The sequence below is a fragment of the Pseudomonas putida genome (assembly GCF_026625125.1).
Classification (GTDB): Bacteria; Pseudomonadota; Gammaproteobacteria; order Pseudomonadales; family Pseudomonadaceae; genus Aquipseudomonas; species Aquipseudomonas putida_X.
In genome coordinates this window covers 3,899,571-3,911,905 of record NZ_CP113097.1, presented here as the reverse complement: position 1 = coordinate 3,911,905, position 12,335 = coordinate 3,899,571, and the positions used below count along the sequence as shown (strand labels likewise).

At 56.5% G+C, this 12,335-nt stretch carries 17 protein-coding genes; 10 read left to right on the top strand and 7 right to left on the bottom strand.

What is annotated here, in order from left to right; all coding sequences use genetic code 11:
- Positions 1 to 122 precede the first annotated feature (122 nt).
- The 7 genes from OSW16_RS18160 to OSW16_RS18130 all read left to right on the top strand — a co-directional run bounded on the left by OSW16_RS18160 (position 123) and on the right by OSW16_RS18130 (position 3,515).
- Entirely contained in the window at positions 123 to 647 is a 525-nt protein-coding gene (locus tag OSW16_RS18160; RefSeq protein WP_016486361.1) for a hypothetical protein, read from the top strand.
- Between the two features lie 32 nt (positions 648 to 679).
- Positions 680 to 1,735 carry a peptidase M42 gene (locus OSW16_RS18155; protein WP_016711381.1) on the top strand — a complete coding sequence of 352 codons (1,056 nt, stop codon included), beginning with the start codon at positions 680 to 682 and terminating at the stop codon, positions 1,733 to 1,735.
- A 103-nt stretch (positions 1,736 to 1,838) separates the two neighbouring features.
- Positions 1,839 to 2,123, top strand: coding sequence for a DUF6555 family protein (locus OSW16_RS18150; protein ID WP_267817345.1), 285 nt, complete (start codon positions 1,839 to 1,841; stop codon positions 2,121 to 2,123).
- A 45-nt stretch (positions 2,124 to 2,168) separates the two neighbouring features.
- Positions 2,169 to 2,327 carry a hypothetical protein gene (locus OSW16_RS18145; protein ID WP_177409988.1) on the top strand — a complete coding sequence of 53 codons (159 nt, stop codon included), beginning with the start codon at positions 2,169 to 2,171 and terminating at the stop codon, positions 2,325 to 2,327.
- 16 nt (positions 2,328 to 2,343) lie between these two features.
- On the top strand, positions 2,344 to 2,568 hold the full coding sequence (locus OSW16_RS18140) for a DUF2188 domain-containing protein (protein ID WP_104886479.1): 225 nt from the start codon (positions 2,344 to 2,346) through the stop codon (positions 2,566 to 2,568).
- A complete protein-coding gene (locus OSW16_RS18135; protein WP_104886478.1) occupies positions 2,565 to 2,990 on the top strand; it encodes a DNA methylase in 426 nt (141 codons plus the stop codon). Before OSW16_RS18140 ends, OSW16_RS18135 begins: the two co-directional genes overlap by 4 nt.
- A 90-nt stretch (positions 2,991 to 3,080) precedes the next feature.
- Complete coding sequence (locus OSW16_RS18130) at positions 3,081 to 3,515, top strand: response regulator (RefSeq protein WP_004573946.1); 435 nt, start codon at positions 3,081 to 3,083, stop codon at positions 3,513 to 3,515.
- Here OSW16_RS18130 and OSW16_RS18125 read toward each other — a convergent pair.
- A complete protein-coding gene (locus OSW16_RS18125) occupies positions 3,512 to 3,928 on the bottom strand; it encodes a low affinity iron permease family protein (protein WP_114942202.1) in 417 nt (138 codons plus the stop codon). The genes OSW16_RS18130 and OSW16_RS18125 overlap by 4 nt on opposite strands.
- Positions 3,929 to 4,094: 166 nt before the next feature.
- On the opposite strand from OSW16_RS18125, the gene OSW16_RS18120 reads away from it, so the two are divergent.
- Entirely contained in the window at positions 4,095 to 5,429 is a 1,335-nt protein-coding gene (locus OSW16_RS18120) for a cation:proton antiporter (RefSeq protein ID WP_267817344.1), read from the top strand.
- Between the two features lie 15 nt (positions 5,430 to 5,444).
- Here OSW16_RS18120 and OSW16_RS18115 read toward each other — a convergent pair whose 3' ends face one another.
- Entirely contained in the window at positions 5,445 to 5,825 is a 381-nt protein-coding gene (locus tag OSW16_RS18115; protein ID WP_104886476.1) for a response regulator, read from the bottom strand.
- Between the two features lie 183 nt (positions 5,826 to 6,008).
- On the opposite strand from OSW16_RS18115, the gene OSW16_RS18110 reads away from it, so the two are divergent.
- Positions 6,009 to 7,556 carry a sensor histidine kinase gene (locus OSW16_RS18110; RefSeq protein WP_004573950.1) on the top strand — a complete coding sequence of 516 codons (1,548 nt, stop codon included), beginning with the start codon at positions 6,009 to 6,011 and terminating at the stop codon, positions 7,554 to 7,556.
- Positions 7,557 to 7,932: 376 nt separating this feature from the next.
- On the opposite strand, the gene OSW16_RS18105 is transcribed toward OSW16_RS18110, so the two are convergent.
- Positions 7,933 to 8,151 (bottom strand): general stress protein, encoded by a 219-nt coding sequence (locus OSW16_RS18105; protein ID WP_004573951.1) that lies wholly within the window; start codon positions 8,149 to 8,151, stop codon positions 7,933 to 7,935.
- Between the two features lie 201 nt (positions 8,152 to 8,352).
- Positions 8,353 to 8,751, bottom strand: a complete 399-nt coding sequence (locus OSW16_RS18100) for a response regulator (RefSeq protein WP_267817343.1) — start codon at positions 8,749 to 8,751, stop codon at positions 8,353 to 8,355.
- Between the two features lie 266 nt (positions 8,752 to 9,017).
- Between OSW16_RS18100 and OSW16_RS18095 the strand changes: the two genes are divergently transcribed.
- Positions 9,018 to 9,296, top strand: coding sequence for a hypothetical protein (locus OSW16_RS18095; protein WP_004573953.1), 279 nt, complete (start codon positions 9,018 to 9,020; stop codon positions 9,294 to 9,296).
- 56 nt (positions 9,297 to 9,352) lie between these two features.
- On the opposite strand, the gene OSW16_RS18090 is transcribed toward OSW16_RS18095, so the two are convergent.
- Genes OSW16_RS18090 through OSW16_RS18080 form a run of 3 tightly spaced genes read right to left on the bottom strand, consistent with a single transcriptional unit; the run spans position 9,353 to position 12,159 of the window.
- Positions 9,353 to 10,678 (bottom strand): SDR family oxidoreductase, encoded by a 1,326-nt coding sequence (locus OSW16_RS18090; protein WP_104886475.1) that lies wholly within the window; start codon positions 10,676 to 10,678, stop codon positions 9,353 to 9,355.
- A 32-nt stretch (positions 10,679 to 10,710) separates the two neighbouring features.
- Positions 10,711 to 10,944, bottom strand: a complete 234-nt coding sequence (locus OSW16_RS18085) for a PLD nuclease N-terminal domain-containing protein (RefSeq protein WP_014859183.1) — start codon at positions 10,942 to 10,944, stop codon at positions 10,711 to 10,713.
- 12 nt (positions 10,945 to 10,956) lie between these two features.
- Positions 10,957 to 12,159 (bottom strand): zinc-dependent alcohol dehydrogenase, encoded by a 1,203-nt coding sequence (locus OSW16_RS18080; protein ID WP_104886474.1) that lies wholly within the window; start codon positions 12,157 to 12,159, stop codon positions 10,957 to 10,959.
- Between the last annotated feature and the right edge of the window lie 176 nt (positions 12,160 to 12,335).

Here is a 12,335-nt window from a genome sequence, read left to right as displayed (position 1 = left end):
CGGTTGGTACGACGAGCGGTGCGGGATATCAATCCAATTGAATTCCATGCCCCATCGCCTGTTCTACCGGACTCAGCTCCAGTCTCATCTCTTCGCTCGGAGCCCAATACCCGGAGTAGCGAGTGCCTCGAATCATTACCCCAACGACCCCTGAGCACGAGATCAGCGAGCACAATGCCAGGATGTTTGGCTCTCCTAAGGAGCGTCTGGATTTTTACCGGCGTGAGATCCAGTACGAAACCAGCATCCTGGCCAACCGCACGGATGCCTACCTGGCGGCTCAGTCATTCCTGGTCATCGCCTTCGTTTCCTCCATGGGGAACCTCAATCAAGGATGGGGCGAGATGTTCACCCTGATCGTGCCCGCTTTCCTCGCCTTGCTCGGGGTACTGAGCTCGCTCAACGCCTGGCCTGGCATTCGGGCGGCCTACAACATCATCGATCACTGGCAGCTCAAACAGAGCCACCTACTGCGCAGCGAGCCGTTGATGGGGTTGGCTTACGACGAGTCGCCGCTGTTCTGTGAGGCGGAAACCTCGCGTGCAGGGCATCGAAAATCATTGCTGTTCTCGCTACGGACGCCGTGGATCTTTCTGGTGTTCTGGGTGTTACTGGGTAGCTACTCGGTGTACATCCAGCTGGCCTGAACACGTCTGCGTGCGAACATGGGGGTAACATTTTGAAGACTGAGGCATTACTGACCGAGCTCCTCAACGCCCGAGGGCCGGGCGGACAAGAAGATGAAGTACGGGCCATTTGTCTGCGCGAGCTGCGCCTATTCTGTGATGACACGCACATCGACCCTGCTGGCAATGTGGTGGGGGTAATTCGTGGGGGCCGCGCTGGTAGCCCAGAGGCAGCCATACGCGTTATGGCCCATCTCGATGAGATCGCGATGATCGTCAAAAATGTGCTGGAGAACGGCACCCTGGAGGTGCTCGCTCTAGGGGGGGCGCAACCGATAAGCTTCGGCGTGTGCCCTGTCGATATCCTGGGCGATGAACACATCCTGCCGGGTGTTTTGTCCTACGGTTCAATGCACAACAGCGGTCGTACTTCGAATGGAAGAGACGTGTTGGCAGGAAATGTTCAGTGGAAAGATGTCTATATCGTCACGCGCAAGAGCAAGTCAGAGCTCCAGAAGCTTGGCGTTCGGCCTGGTACTCGAGTCGTGCTGAGTCAGCACTGGCGTAAGCCCTTCAAGGTACATGACTGTATTGCCGCTCACTTCCTCGACGACCGAGCTCCGCTGAGCGCTGTCATTCTCTGTGCGAAGCTACTGAGTGAACGGCGAGAGAAACTGAAGCAAGACGTTTGGTTCGTGCTTACGACGCTGGAGGAAGAGTCGAATGCCGGCGCCATGTACGCAGCTTCCCGGCTGCCCGGCGACACCACAATCGCTGTCGAGGTCGGCCCTGTACTTGAGGAATATGGCACGGAGCTTTCGGCCAATCCGATCATCAATACCGGCGACCAGAAGGGATACTACAGCCGCACCGTGGTGCAGGGCCTAATCGCCGCTGGCCTAAAGGCCGGTTTTAAGCCCCAGTCGGCATTGCTCGTCGATTTTGCATCCGATGCAAGCGCGGTGATGAGCGCCGGGATCGATGCCCGGGCTGGTTGCATTGCGATACCCACCGAGAATACCCATGGCTTCGAAATGGTGCTTCTGGAGGGGATTACGGCCTGCGCTGAGACCTTGTTCGAATTTCTTACAGGTAGTCAGGACACATAGCCCCGGCGCGTCGACTATGCGCAGTGGCTTACCACCTGCCATTTCGATGGAATTATTTCTTCCTTGGTTTGCTCAATAACGCATGACTAGGGAGGGAATTCTGGTGATCGGACAGCAACTCTATGTAATTGAGTACGAGCTTCACAGTGAGCCTCGGACATTCATTATCCGTCTGGAGAAAATGGACAACGGCGCCGCATGGCACTGGGCCGGCTGTGATGCCGGCGTGGGCATCATTCCGCGTTTCAGTCAGCAGAACATCAAACTGGTCAGTCGCCCGATGGCTGAGCGGTATGGCATTGCCAAGGTGAAGTGGAGGCTGGCTGGAGAGGGCCCCGAATTCGTTCCGCAACCTATCGATGTCGGCAAATTCTCAGGTGCTACCTAAGGGGCCTGAGACCGGTATTCCATCAACGTGCCTGGAGGTGTTGCCATGCAGCCTAAAACCGAAGGCTCTGAAGAAAAAGGCCCAAGCGACGTGCCTTTCATTAACGATCCGGAAAAGCCCACGTCGCCGCCACTGAATGACGCTGATGCCACGGATGCGGCTGAGGCTGAAGAAGACCTTCAGGACGATGGCCAATCCCTTTAGAGAGGAGAACCAGCTGATGGATAGTTATCACCTCAGCCCGACTTCGGATGGCTGGGAATTGAAGAAAGTCGGTGCTGAGCGAGCCTCAAAACGAGCCGCCACGAAGCAGGAGCTTGTCAGTGTCCTTGCAGATGTCTTCGAGGGTAAGACGGCGTCCGTGAAGATCCACAAAGCGGACGGCACTCTCGAGGAGGAACGCACCTATCCACGTTCAGCTGACCCGCGCCGTAGCAAAGGTTGAAGACTATAACTGCCTGTGACCTCGGCATTGAGGTCACGGATGCCCTTGGCGTGTTCAGATGGTTGTTGGCCAGCTTTCTCATGGGGAAGCGCATCCGCGCCACCGTAGCAGTGCAGGCGTACCGGACGCTTGTCGATCAGCAGGGCCTGGATACGCCGATTAAGCTTGCCCAGACTTCTCATTCCACGCTGGTCAAACTCCTCGGCCAGGCCGGCTATGCGCGCTACGATGAATCCACTGCCCGACGACTGCATGATCTTGGCAACAAGGTAGAAGTGGAACTGGTTGCCCAACTTGAGGCACTGCAGGAGGGGTCAGATGCTGAGGGATTTAAGCGCTGGCTACTGAGTTTAGAGGGCGTAGGCCCAAAGACCGTGGAGATTTTCATGCGTGAAGGCTTGTCCCATTTGACGAAGTTGTAAGGCCATTGAGTTTGGTGGCCTTTAGCCCCCATCGACGCATGTCCGGAAGAGTGAAACACTCGACCATTGGATTACGTACTGGAGAGGGTGATGAAGCTCGACATTGAGGGTTTGTCGCTGTCAGGGAAGACAGTAGTTGTCGTAGAGGATGATCCAACGCTTCAAGCCCTTCTGGTGGAAATCCTGATCGAGTTGGGCGCCACCTGCGATGCGTTCGATAACTCAGAAGATGCTTTGATTCACTTGATGGGACTCAAGAGCGACTGCTCGTTGATCGTTGTCGATCACGGTGTTCCGGGAAGCATCAAAGGTATGGAATTCATCTCCATGGCACACGAAAGGTGGCCTGGGCTACCCGCCATTCTGACCTCGGGCTATCAGCTGGATGCTTCTCAGGTCACACCACCTGTTACCTACCTCTTCAAGCCGTGGTCGATAGAGGAACTCGCTCAAGCTATTGACCAAGCGCTTCCCCCTGCAGACGTACCTTCAACTCTTCTGCTGGGCCACCAACAAGGTCTCTAGCGCTGTAGGTTATCCCGAGCCACATCGTCCGTCTGATGCTCAGCAGGCGCCTGATGGTGGGGATCACATTCGCTGCCCATCGCCTGATATTCCTTGCGAAGTTTATGGATTTCCCGGTTATCGAGCGCTTCGAGATCCAATACCGACTGCTCCGCAGATTTCGTAGCGCGAATCAGCTCGTCGAGCTTCACGTGGATGATGTCGTTATCCCGGTTCTGGGTGTTCTGAATCAGGAAAACCATCAGGAATGTGATGATGGTGGTCGACGTGTTGACGATAAGTTGCCAGGTATCGTTGTAGTGAAACCAGGGCCCAGAGGCAGCCCACATGGCGATCAACACCACGGCGATCAAAAAGGTGCTCGGCTTACCGGCGTGGTTGGCGAGCCATTGGCAGAACTGGGCGAATTTCATGACGTAATCTCCACTGCGATCTATAGGGTTTGACCGCAGTGAAGGGCTGAAATCTTTTTTTACATTTACCTCAGGTATTGGGTGAACCCACTAAGCGCAGCGGAACGACGTGGCGTGACGGAAAGTCAAAAAAATACTCGAAAACTTTCCCAAGGCTTCTGCGCAGATGACCTTCATCGTCTGGTTCGCCATGCTGGGCGCAGTCTTGCTGCTGCTCGCACTCTCATCCTCCTACCTGCGCTGGATCCCTGTGACCTCGTCTGTGGTGTGCCTTGCCTTGGGTATCGGGCTGGGTACATCGGGGCTGGGTTTTCTTCAACTGGACTTGAGCAAGTCGAGCGGGTGGATGGAGCACCTCACAGAGGTCGCCGTGTTGTTTTCGCTGTTCTTCAGTGGCTTGAAATTGCGCGTGCCCTTGCACAACCACCGTTGGTGCAGCGCCTTTTTTCTAGCGGGGCCGGTGATGTTGATCTGCATCGGTGGGGTAACGCTGGTGCTGCATTACGGCCTGAACCTGGGGTGGGGTGTCTCGCTACTGATCGGGGCGATCCTCGCACCCACTGACCCTGTTCTCGCAACTCTGGTGCAGGTGGTTGATGCCCAAGACGATGATCTTGTCCGTTTCAGCTTGTCGGGTGAGGCAGGGCTCAACGACGGCGTGGCGTTTCCCTTCGTCATGCTTGGACTGTTCCTGCAACAGGACAATGGCCAGACTTGGTTCAGTGACTGGTTGCTCAAGGACATGCTGTGGGCAGTAACCGCAGGTCTAGTGCTTGGCTACTGGATGGGGCGCGGCCTGGGCAAGCTCACGCTGTTCTTGCGTCTGCGCAACGACGACAGCACCGTCTCGCCCAATGACTATCTGGCCCTTGCCCTGATTGCGTTGGCATACGTGAGCGCCGAGTCGATACAGGCTTATGGGTTCCTCGCGGTGTTCGCTGCGGGACTTGGTTTACGTCAGGCGGAGGTGCAGACCGCCAATAGCCCTGAAGCGCCGGCTGCTGAACATTTGGTACAGCCTGTGGTAGGTCACCAGCACGTGGCGCCGGAGCTAGCAGTCAAAGGCGATCTGAAAGGGCTCGACGACTCGCAGGTAGCAGCGGGGATCATGTTGGGTGACATGTTGGCGTTCGGTAACCTGATCGAACGGGCAATGGAAGTATTTCTGGTGACCCTGCTCGGGGTAGTGCTCATTGAGCATTGGGACTGGCGGGCAGTGCTTGTTGCCGGTGCTTTGTTTTTTGTCATTCGCCCCATCAGCATCCTGCTGTTCCCGGCTCGAGGAATGCTGGATATCCGCCAGCGTGGACTTTTAGGGTGGTTTGGCATCCGAGGTATCGGCAGCTTCTACTACCTGTTCTATGCCCTCAATCATGGGCTGCTTCCCACCTTGGCCGCGCAAAGCATCAACCTGGTGCTGTCCGTGGTGGCGTTGAGCATTCTGCTGCATGGGTTGAGCGTTCAACCGCTGCTAGCCAAATACGAAGCATGGAAGGGATAGGCAGTGTTCTTTGGATCAGGCTTCAACTTGCGGCGGGAGCGTTACTAATTTGTTGATCAGCGAGGCGAGATCAGAAATCTCCCAAGGTTTGGGGAGAAATGCTGTCCGAGCAGGCAGCAAACCGGTGTCGATTATTGCGTCGCCCGAAGTCAGAATCACTGGCAGGGTAGGCCATCGACGCCAAATCTCGTGTGCAAGGCCTAAACCGTCCATGCTTCCAGGCATATGGATATCGGTCATCACCAAGCTAGGGACTTCCTTATTGCAAAGGTAATGCAACGCCTCGTCAGCATTTGCGCAGCACGTCATAGCAACGGCGTAGAGTGACGAGAGGCTCTCGGCAGTTAGGTCTCTTAGGAGGTCGTCGTCTTCCACAATGAGGATGGTTTTCGGCATGTAGGGTTTGCTCGCGGGTCATATGCATTAGGGCTCTGGGCCTCTACGCCGTTGCTACTGGGCGATGAGTGGTGCGCTAGGCGCCGTCATGGATTAGCGGCTATGGTAGGAAAGCGGTAAGCGAACCGCCTGTACGCCCTGAAAGGATTCTGGGCGTTTCCCGTTAATCCGGAAGGGAAGACTATGCAGCAGCTACCAGTGGACGAAACAATCCGAGCGGCCTTGAAAAAGACTCATACGCGCTTGCACCGCCAACATGAGCTCGTGGTCGAGTTTGGCGTAATGTCCCTGAAGGCTGCGGACTTGGATCTGTTGCTGACCCGTGCATGTGAAGTAGTCGCTGAAGGAATGTGCACTCGTTTTTCCAAGGTGCTCCAGCCAGCAGAGGACGGGGAAGGGTTTGTTCTGACCCATGGCGTTGGCTGGGATGCTTCTGACATCGGGCGGGCAACCGTGGGCGGCGATGTGGCTAGTCCCGCAGGCTATGCATTGGCCACCTATAGGCCCGTACTCTCAAATCATTTGGGTATGGAAAATCGCTTTCGAACGCCGGAACTGCTCAAAAAATATGGAATCGAGCGGGCCATCAATGTCCCGATCCGGGGTGTGCTCAGCCCGTTTGGTGTACTGGAAGCCGACAGCAGCAACGGGGACGATTTCGTAGAGAGCGATCTGGTATTTCTGGAAGGCATCTCGAACGTCATTTCCATGGCTGTCGAAAGAATATCTGCAGGCGTGGATGTTCCAGTTCCCGACCCTTATTCCGAGACCATTCTGAACGCAAGCCCTGACTGGGTGGATATCCTGGCCCCGAGCGGCGAGATCGAGTTCATGAATGAAGCCGGGCTGAAATTCCTGGATACCCAACTGACCAGTGTTAAAGGTCAGCGATGGTATGACTTGTGGCCTGAGGAGTCGCGATCACTTGTTTGGGAGGCGGTAGCTAAAGTTAGCGCTGGCGAAACCATGAGGTTCGAATCGTACTGCCCAATCGCTCCCGATGAACCCAAATGGTGGGACGTGACTGTGGCGCCAATCATGGGCACGGATGGTCAGGTCGAACGGATCATAGCGGTATCACGGGATATCACTGAACGGCACCAGTACGAAGCTCAGCTGCTCTCTCTCATTGAGGCGCAGAACAGCAGGCAAAATCGAAGCGACCTTTATCTCGAAGAAATCCATCATCGCGTCAAAAATAGCCTCCACCTTGTAAACACCCTGCTGTTACTTCAAGCCAATCTCACGCCAGATGCGGCTGTTAAGTTGCAGCTCGAAACTGCCGCAGGGCGAGTGGTGACCATTGCCAGTGTTCACGAGAGACTATACCAGGCCGCCGAAGACCAAGAAGTACGCGCTCGCGATTACCTAAGTGCCCTGTTGGGTGATCTGGGCAAGGCTTTGGCCGACCGGCAAATTCTGTTGGAGGCTGACGACTTCGTCCTGCCACCTGAAAGAATGGCTCCCTTGGGGTTAGTGATCTCCGAGTTGATCACCAACTCCCTTAAGTACGGCAAAGGATCCATAGAAGTGATCGTCAAGCATGCCGGCGATCATGCTCAGCTCACCGTCAGGGATGAGGGCGACGGCTTTCCTGATAATTATCCTAAGCCGACAGGTACGGGGCTTGGCATGCGATTGGTCAAAAGCTATTCCGGCTACGGTAGCGCGGCAGTGGTGGTTGATCGGCAGGATAGTAAAAGTTGTATCCATGTACGCTTCAAACTCTAGGCGCGCCTGCACACACCGATGGCACTTAGCCAAATGCGTATAGTCGTAATCAGGCTGATTCGAGACCTGGAATCATCATTGGAGGAGTAGGGGATGCGTAACTGGGGATGGCTGATGACTGCGGTAGGCTACGCTGGGCTTTCAGGAATGTTAGCCATAATCGGCGCTGCGGTTTCAGGGTTTCATAACCTCACTAGCCAGATGCTAGGGGTGAGCCTATTGCTAGCGGCAGCGTCATTGGCGCTGGTGCTTGTTGGTGGTCGTCTTCGAGCGAGAAGCAAACCCTTGTTGCCCATTTCGCTGTCTCCTTAAGACCGCTTTCATTTTCTCAAAAAGTGGCCAGAGTGCCAGGCACCCCGGCCAAGCTCATTTCAAGTTACCGGTTTTCGCTACCGCGCCCGCCGCCGTGGCTGTTTTGACCGCCTTTACGGCCTGCCTCTGAGGCGCGCTCACGGTCGTTGGCAAAATTGCCGCCTGAACTCTGCCCGCCTTTGCGACCTGCCTCCGACGCTTTCTCGCGATCATTGGCAAAATTGCCAGGATTGTTCTGAGCAGTACCACCTTGATGGCCACGATTGGTTTGGTTGTTAGCCATGATCTTTCACCTCATGTCGTCACACAGGAAAGTCTGTGTTCAACTCGGACGTCGGGGCGTGGGGTGTTTACTCCGTGGGTTCTTGCCGAGGCCGACGGGTTGCGCGAAAGAACTGGTGCAGGCGTGTGTGGCGTCCTTAAGCTTTGTTCGCGAACGTTTGGGAAGGATCAAGCTCGCATCCCGTCTGCAGACGCCGAATTTTCAGCCTCCGCTGGCGTGGTTAAGCTGAGCGCAGAGCAGTTCCTGGAGCTGGGTTATTGGCCACGGCTTAGGAAGGAACCGGGCACCTGGCGGCAACACTCTCCCTGCAAATTCGTAGTATCCGCTCATGACAATGATGCGCGTCTGAGGTTTTTGCTGGCTTGCCATCCAGGCAAGATCGACCCCATTGAGTGAACCAGGCGTTTGCACATCCGTTATCAGCAGCGTCCAATTTTGCTTCCTCAACGCCTCATTGCCGTCATCGGCAGTCGCCACCGCTGTCACCATGGCCCCCCATTCTTCCAGGTACAGGGTCAAAAGCTCTCGAATCATGGGTTCGTCCTCAACGATGAGAACAGTTGGGCGAATTATCTTCGCAGCGGAAAGCAGCTCTTTCATATGGGTACTCGGACATGCGGCTGCAGGAAGGGAGGGACATCCAGGTCTGCTTGCTTTCTTCCAGCAAGACGTAGCAGCGCGCCATCACTACGACATCGCCAGCGTTCAAGAAATTCACTCCAACTTGAGTCAGTGCCGTCCATACCCATCCGTGAGCGGAACCATAACGGGGCGACCTTCTGGACACATCGACGCCGCTGACACCGCTTTACTGAACCTCTGGAATCTTCGTGACTCAACCCTCCATCAGCGTGTGAGGCCTCCTGATGCGAACGTTCGAGAAAAACCTCTCTGCCGCCCAATTGCTGAAGCTCAACTGTCTGGCAGACTGGTACCGCGTGCTGAAAAGCAGGGCCTTCCGAATGGATTCGCCAGACGAATATCATGACGAATTGCTTCGCCAGGCCGATGAGATGGATCGTCGAGGGATTATCTGCTGGCAGGAATGGCGCGATCTTCGTCTGGAGGCTGACGCTGCTTACTTGAGAGCGGTAGCAGGGGAGGACTATCGCCCGGTTAATCCCACGAGCTCGTCAGCAAAGTAGGGATCGAACGTGATCTCGCAATGAAACCATGCTCATTTTCGGTACGCAGACCTCCTCTAGCTATCCCTGCGTCGTGAATGTGTGAGTGTAAAACCTACAAGGATTCCCAGCGCCGCTGCGCCGATCAGCAGCGGCGTTTTGTCTTTCGGCTTTCTCCAGCCTCCGTCGATACCCCTCCGGCCACTTGGAGGATCAAAGAGGTTGCCTGATGATGCTTCGGCTATGGGGCTGCGATTTATCCCCCAGCGCGTCAGCCTTCCTGACAACAGAGGCAGGCCTGGTATCAGGTAGCTGGCCAAATGCGCGAGGCGCGCCGCAGCGCCAACCGTGGTGTGAGCACGAGGCGAGATTGCGCAGGCCACCATAGCCTTTGCCACCATCTCGGGATCGTATACGGGGCCTGGCGGTGTCAGCGTATGTCCGGTGTAGTTGCCACCGTCTCGGAAGCCAGGTGTGTCCATGACTGCTGGATAGATATCGCAGACATGGATGTTGGGATATTCAGTCAGCTCGCCTCGCAATGCCTCGGTCAGTCCACGTAAGCCGAATTTGCTCGCCGAATAAGCGGCGGCGTAGGGCTGGGCCACCCAGCTGCCCAGCGACAGCGTGTTGATCAGAATGCCGCTGCCCTGTGCCTTGAAGAAGGGAAGGGCGACGTAGGCACCTCGCAGGTAACCGATCAGGTCAGTCTGGATGACCTGCTCGTGCGCCTCCAACGGCGTTTCTTCGAAATTGCCGACCGCGCCGACCCCGGCATTGTTGACCCAGATATCGATCCGTCCATGTCCAAAGTCTGCGGCCTGAACGGCAAGCGCTTGAACTTGGTCGCTGTGGGTAACGTCGGTCGTGATCGCTATGGCATCCGTACCGCAATCGGTGCATTCATCCAGCACGTCGAACAACGCCTCTTCATCGCGTGCGGCGAGTACCAGGCGAGCACCTTTGCACGCAAAGGCATGCGCGGCGGCTCGGCCTATGCCGCTGGATGCGCCGGTGATGACCACGACCTTGCCGCGCAGAGGCCCTTTGAGCGGAGCGCCACGGACAGGCGCTTCTCGTTGCGCACCCGAGGCGCTGAGGTCAAGGGGGGCAACGGTTTCGCTGGCCTCGATCCGCGAGAGCTCAAGAGAGGTGCCATCGATCAGGGTCAACGTCAGCCCTTCCACCGTGCCTGCCTCCCGGTTTGGAAATACGGGCTCACCTTCGGCATCCAGGCTGTCGTAGATGAAGCGCGTACCTTCGAGCCAGCCCACGGCGGTGAGAAGTTCAGGGCCGAGATAATACTTCCCGTCTTGAAAGAAGCCTGGAAACTGATGAGCGCGCTCCACGTTTTCCACGCGATAGCGTTCGCCTGATTTCATGCCTGTCGCTTGATCGATCATGTTGAAACCCCTGTAAGTGGAGCTCGGAGATGTCAGCCTTTGCTGTGCTCGTCGGAAGTGGGCCCGGTACCTCGCTTGATACCGCGCGGGCCAGCAACGCCCCAGATACCCAGGCCAACCAGCGGTAGCGCGACGATCAGCAGGGCCCAGGCCGCTTTCACTGCATCTGACTTGTCGCTTCTGAATACGCTGACGATGGCCCATAGATCGATGAGCAAGAGGATTGCCGCCACGGCAATCCAGAAGTAGCTGGCGAGACCGTTCATGTGCTTGCCTCCTTACACGTAGTCAGGGCCCAAGGTGCCTGCTGCCGCGCCTGGCACGAGGATGACCTTGCGGCAGTTGTCCTGCTTCTGATCGAACATCTTGTAGCCCATGGCCGCTTCTTCGAGGGCCAGGCGGTGGGTGACGATCAGCTCTGGTTGCAGGCGACCTGCTTCGATGTGTTCAAGAAGTTCAGGCAAGTATTTCTGCACATGGGTCTGGCCCATTTTGAAGGTGAGCCCCTTGTCGAAGGCATCGCCGAACATGAAGGCGTGGATGAAGCCGGCGTACACACCTGGAACGCTGACAATCCCACCGCGTCGCACCGCAGCAATGCTCTGGCGCAGCGCCTTGCCACTGCTGCCTTCGATCTTCAGCGCCGTCATTACCGTTTCGGCGGTGCTGCCTTTGGCCTCGAAACCGACCGCATCGATCACCGCATCGACGCCGCGCATGCCTGGCGTCTGGCGGATTATGCTGTCGGCGGGATCGTCGTCTTGCTCGAAATTGATCGGTATGACCCCATAGGCCTCTTGTGCGTAGGCCAGGCGATAATCGTTGTCGTCGACCATGAAGATGGTCTGAGCGCCGAGCATTCGCGCACAGGCGGCGCTCAGCAAGCCCACAGGCCCGGCACCATAAATCGCCAGCGATGAGCCCTGGCCAATCTCGGCATTGATGACCGCCTGCCAGGCGGTTGGCAGAATGTCCGAGAGGAACAGCACCTTGTCGTCGGCCAGCGTGGTGGGCACTTTGAACGGGCCGACGTTGCCCTTGGGCACCCTGACGTAGTCCGCTTGGCCGCCAGGGATACCGCCATAGAGATGGCTGTATCCGAACAAAGCGGCGCCCGGTGGAATGCCCTTTTTGTTGATGATCGAGCCACGACCTGTGTTGGTGGTTTCGCAGGCAGCAAACAGATCGTGCTGACAGAAGAAGCAGCTGCCGCACGCAATCACAAAGGGAATCACCACGCGGTCGCCGATCTGGAGATTGGTGACTGCATTCCCGGTGTCTTCGACGATGCCCATGAACTCATGGCCGAAGATATCGCCCGCTTCGGTTTCTGGAATTTTGCCTCGGTAAAGGTGCAGGTCAGAGCCGCAAATGGCTGTGGCGGTGACCCTGAGGATAATGTCGTCTTCTTGCTCGATGATCGGGTCAGGGACGTTATCGACCCTGACGTCGTGTGCTCCGTGGTAGGTCAGTGCTCTCATGAATGTCAGCTCCTGCAGCCGCGTAATTTCGTGATCGGTATGCAGGGGAAGCCATGGCGGACAGCAAAGTTCAGACCAACAAGGCAGGCGGTACTGATTCGCTGCCTATCCGAAAGTTGGCTGAACCAATCGGATCACATCGATATCAGAGCGATCCAAATGGAGCTGCTGGGACG

Bases quoted from the DNA above. Each gene is read 5' to 3' on its own strand.
- OSW16_RS18105 (WP_004573951.1), bottom strand. From the start codon at position 8,151: ATGGCTAACAACCAAACCAATCGTGGCCATCAAGGTGGTACTGCTCAG.
- OSW16_RS18115 (WP_104886476.1), bottom strand. From the start codon at position 5,825: ATGCCGAAAACCATCCTCATTGTGGAAGACGACGACCTCCTAAGAGAC.
- OSW16_RS18120 (WP_267817344.1), top strand. From the start codon at position 4,095: ATGACCTTCATCGTCTGGTTCGCCATGCTGGGCGCAGTCTTGCTGCTG.
- OSW16_RS18085 (WP_014859183.1), bottom strand. From the start codon at position 10,944: ATGAACGGTCTCGCCAGCTACTTCTGGATTGCCGTGGCGGCAATCCTC.
- OSW16_RS18145 (WP_177409988.1), top strand. From the start codon at position 2,169: ATGCAGCCTAAAACCGAAGGCTCTGAAGAAAAAGGCCCAAGCGACGTG.
- OSW16_RS18095 (WP_004573953.1), top strand. From the start codon at position 9,018: ATGCGAACGTTCGAGAAAAACCTCTCTGCCGCCCAATTGCTGAAGCTC.
- OSW16_RS18100 (WP_267817343.1), bottom strand. From the start codon at position 8,751: ATGAAAGAGCTGCTTTCCGCTGCGAAGATAATTCGCCCAACTGTTCTC.
- OSW16_RS18125 (WP_114942202.1), bottom strand. From the start codon at position 3,928: ATGAAATTCGCCCAGTTCTGCCAATGGCTCGCCAACCACGCCGGTAAG.
- OSW16_RS18090 (WP_104886475.1), bottom strand. From the start codon at position 10,678: ATGATCGATCAAGCGACAGGCATGAAATCAGGCGAACGCTATCGCGTG.
- OSW16_RS18130 (WP_004573946.1), top strand. From the start codon at position 3,081: ATGAAGCTCGACATTGAGGGTTTGTCGCTGTCAGGGAAGACAGTAGTT.
- OSW16_RS18080 (WP_104886474.1), bottom strand. From the start codon at position 12,159: ATGAGAGCACTGACCTACCACGGAGCACACGACGTCAGGGTCGATAAC.
- OSW16_RS18110 (WP_004573950.1), top strand. From the start codon at position 6,009: ATGCAGCAGCTACCAGTGGACGAAACAATCCGAGCGGCCTTGAAAAAG.
- OSW16_RS18140 (WP_104886479.1), top strand. From the start codon at position 2,344: ATGGATAGTTATCACCTCAGCCCGACTTCGGATGGCTGGGAATTGAAG.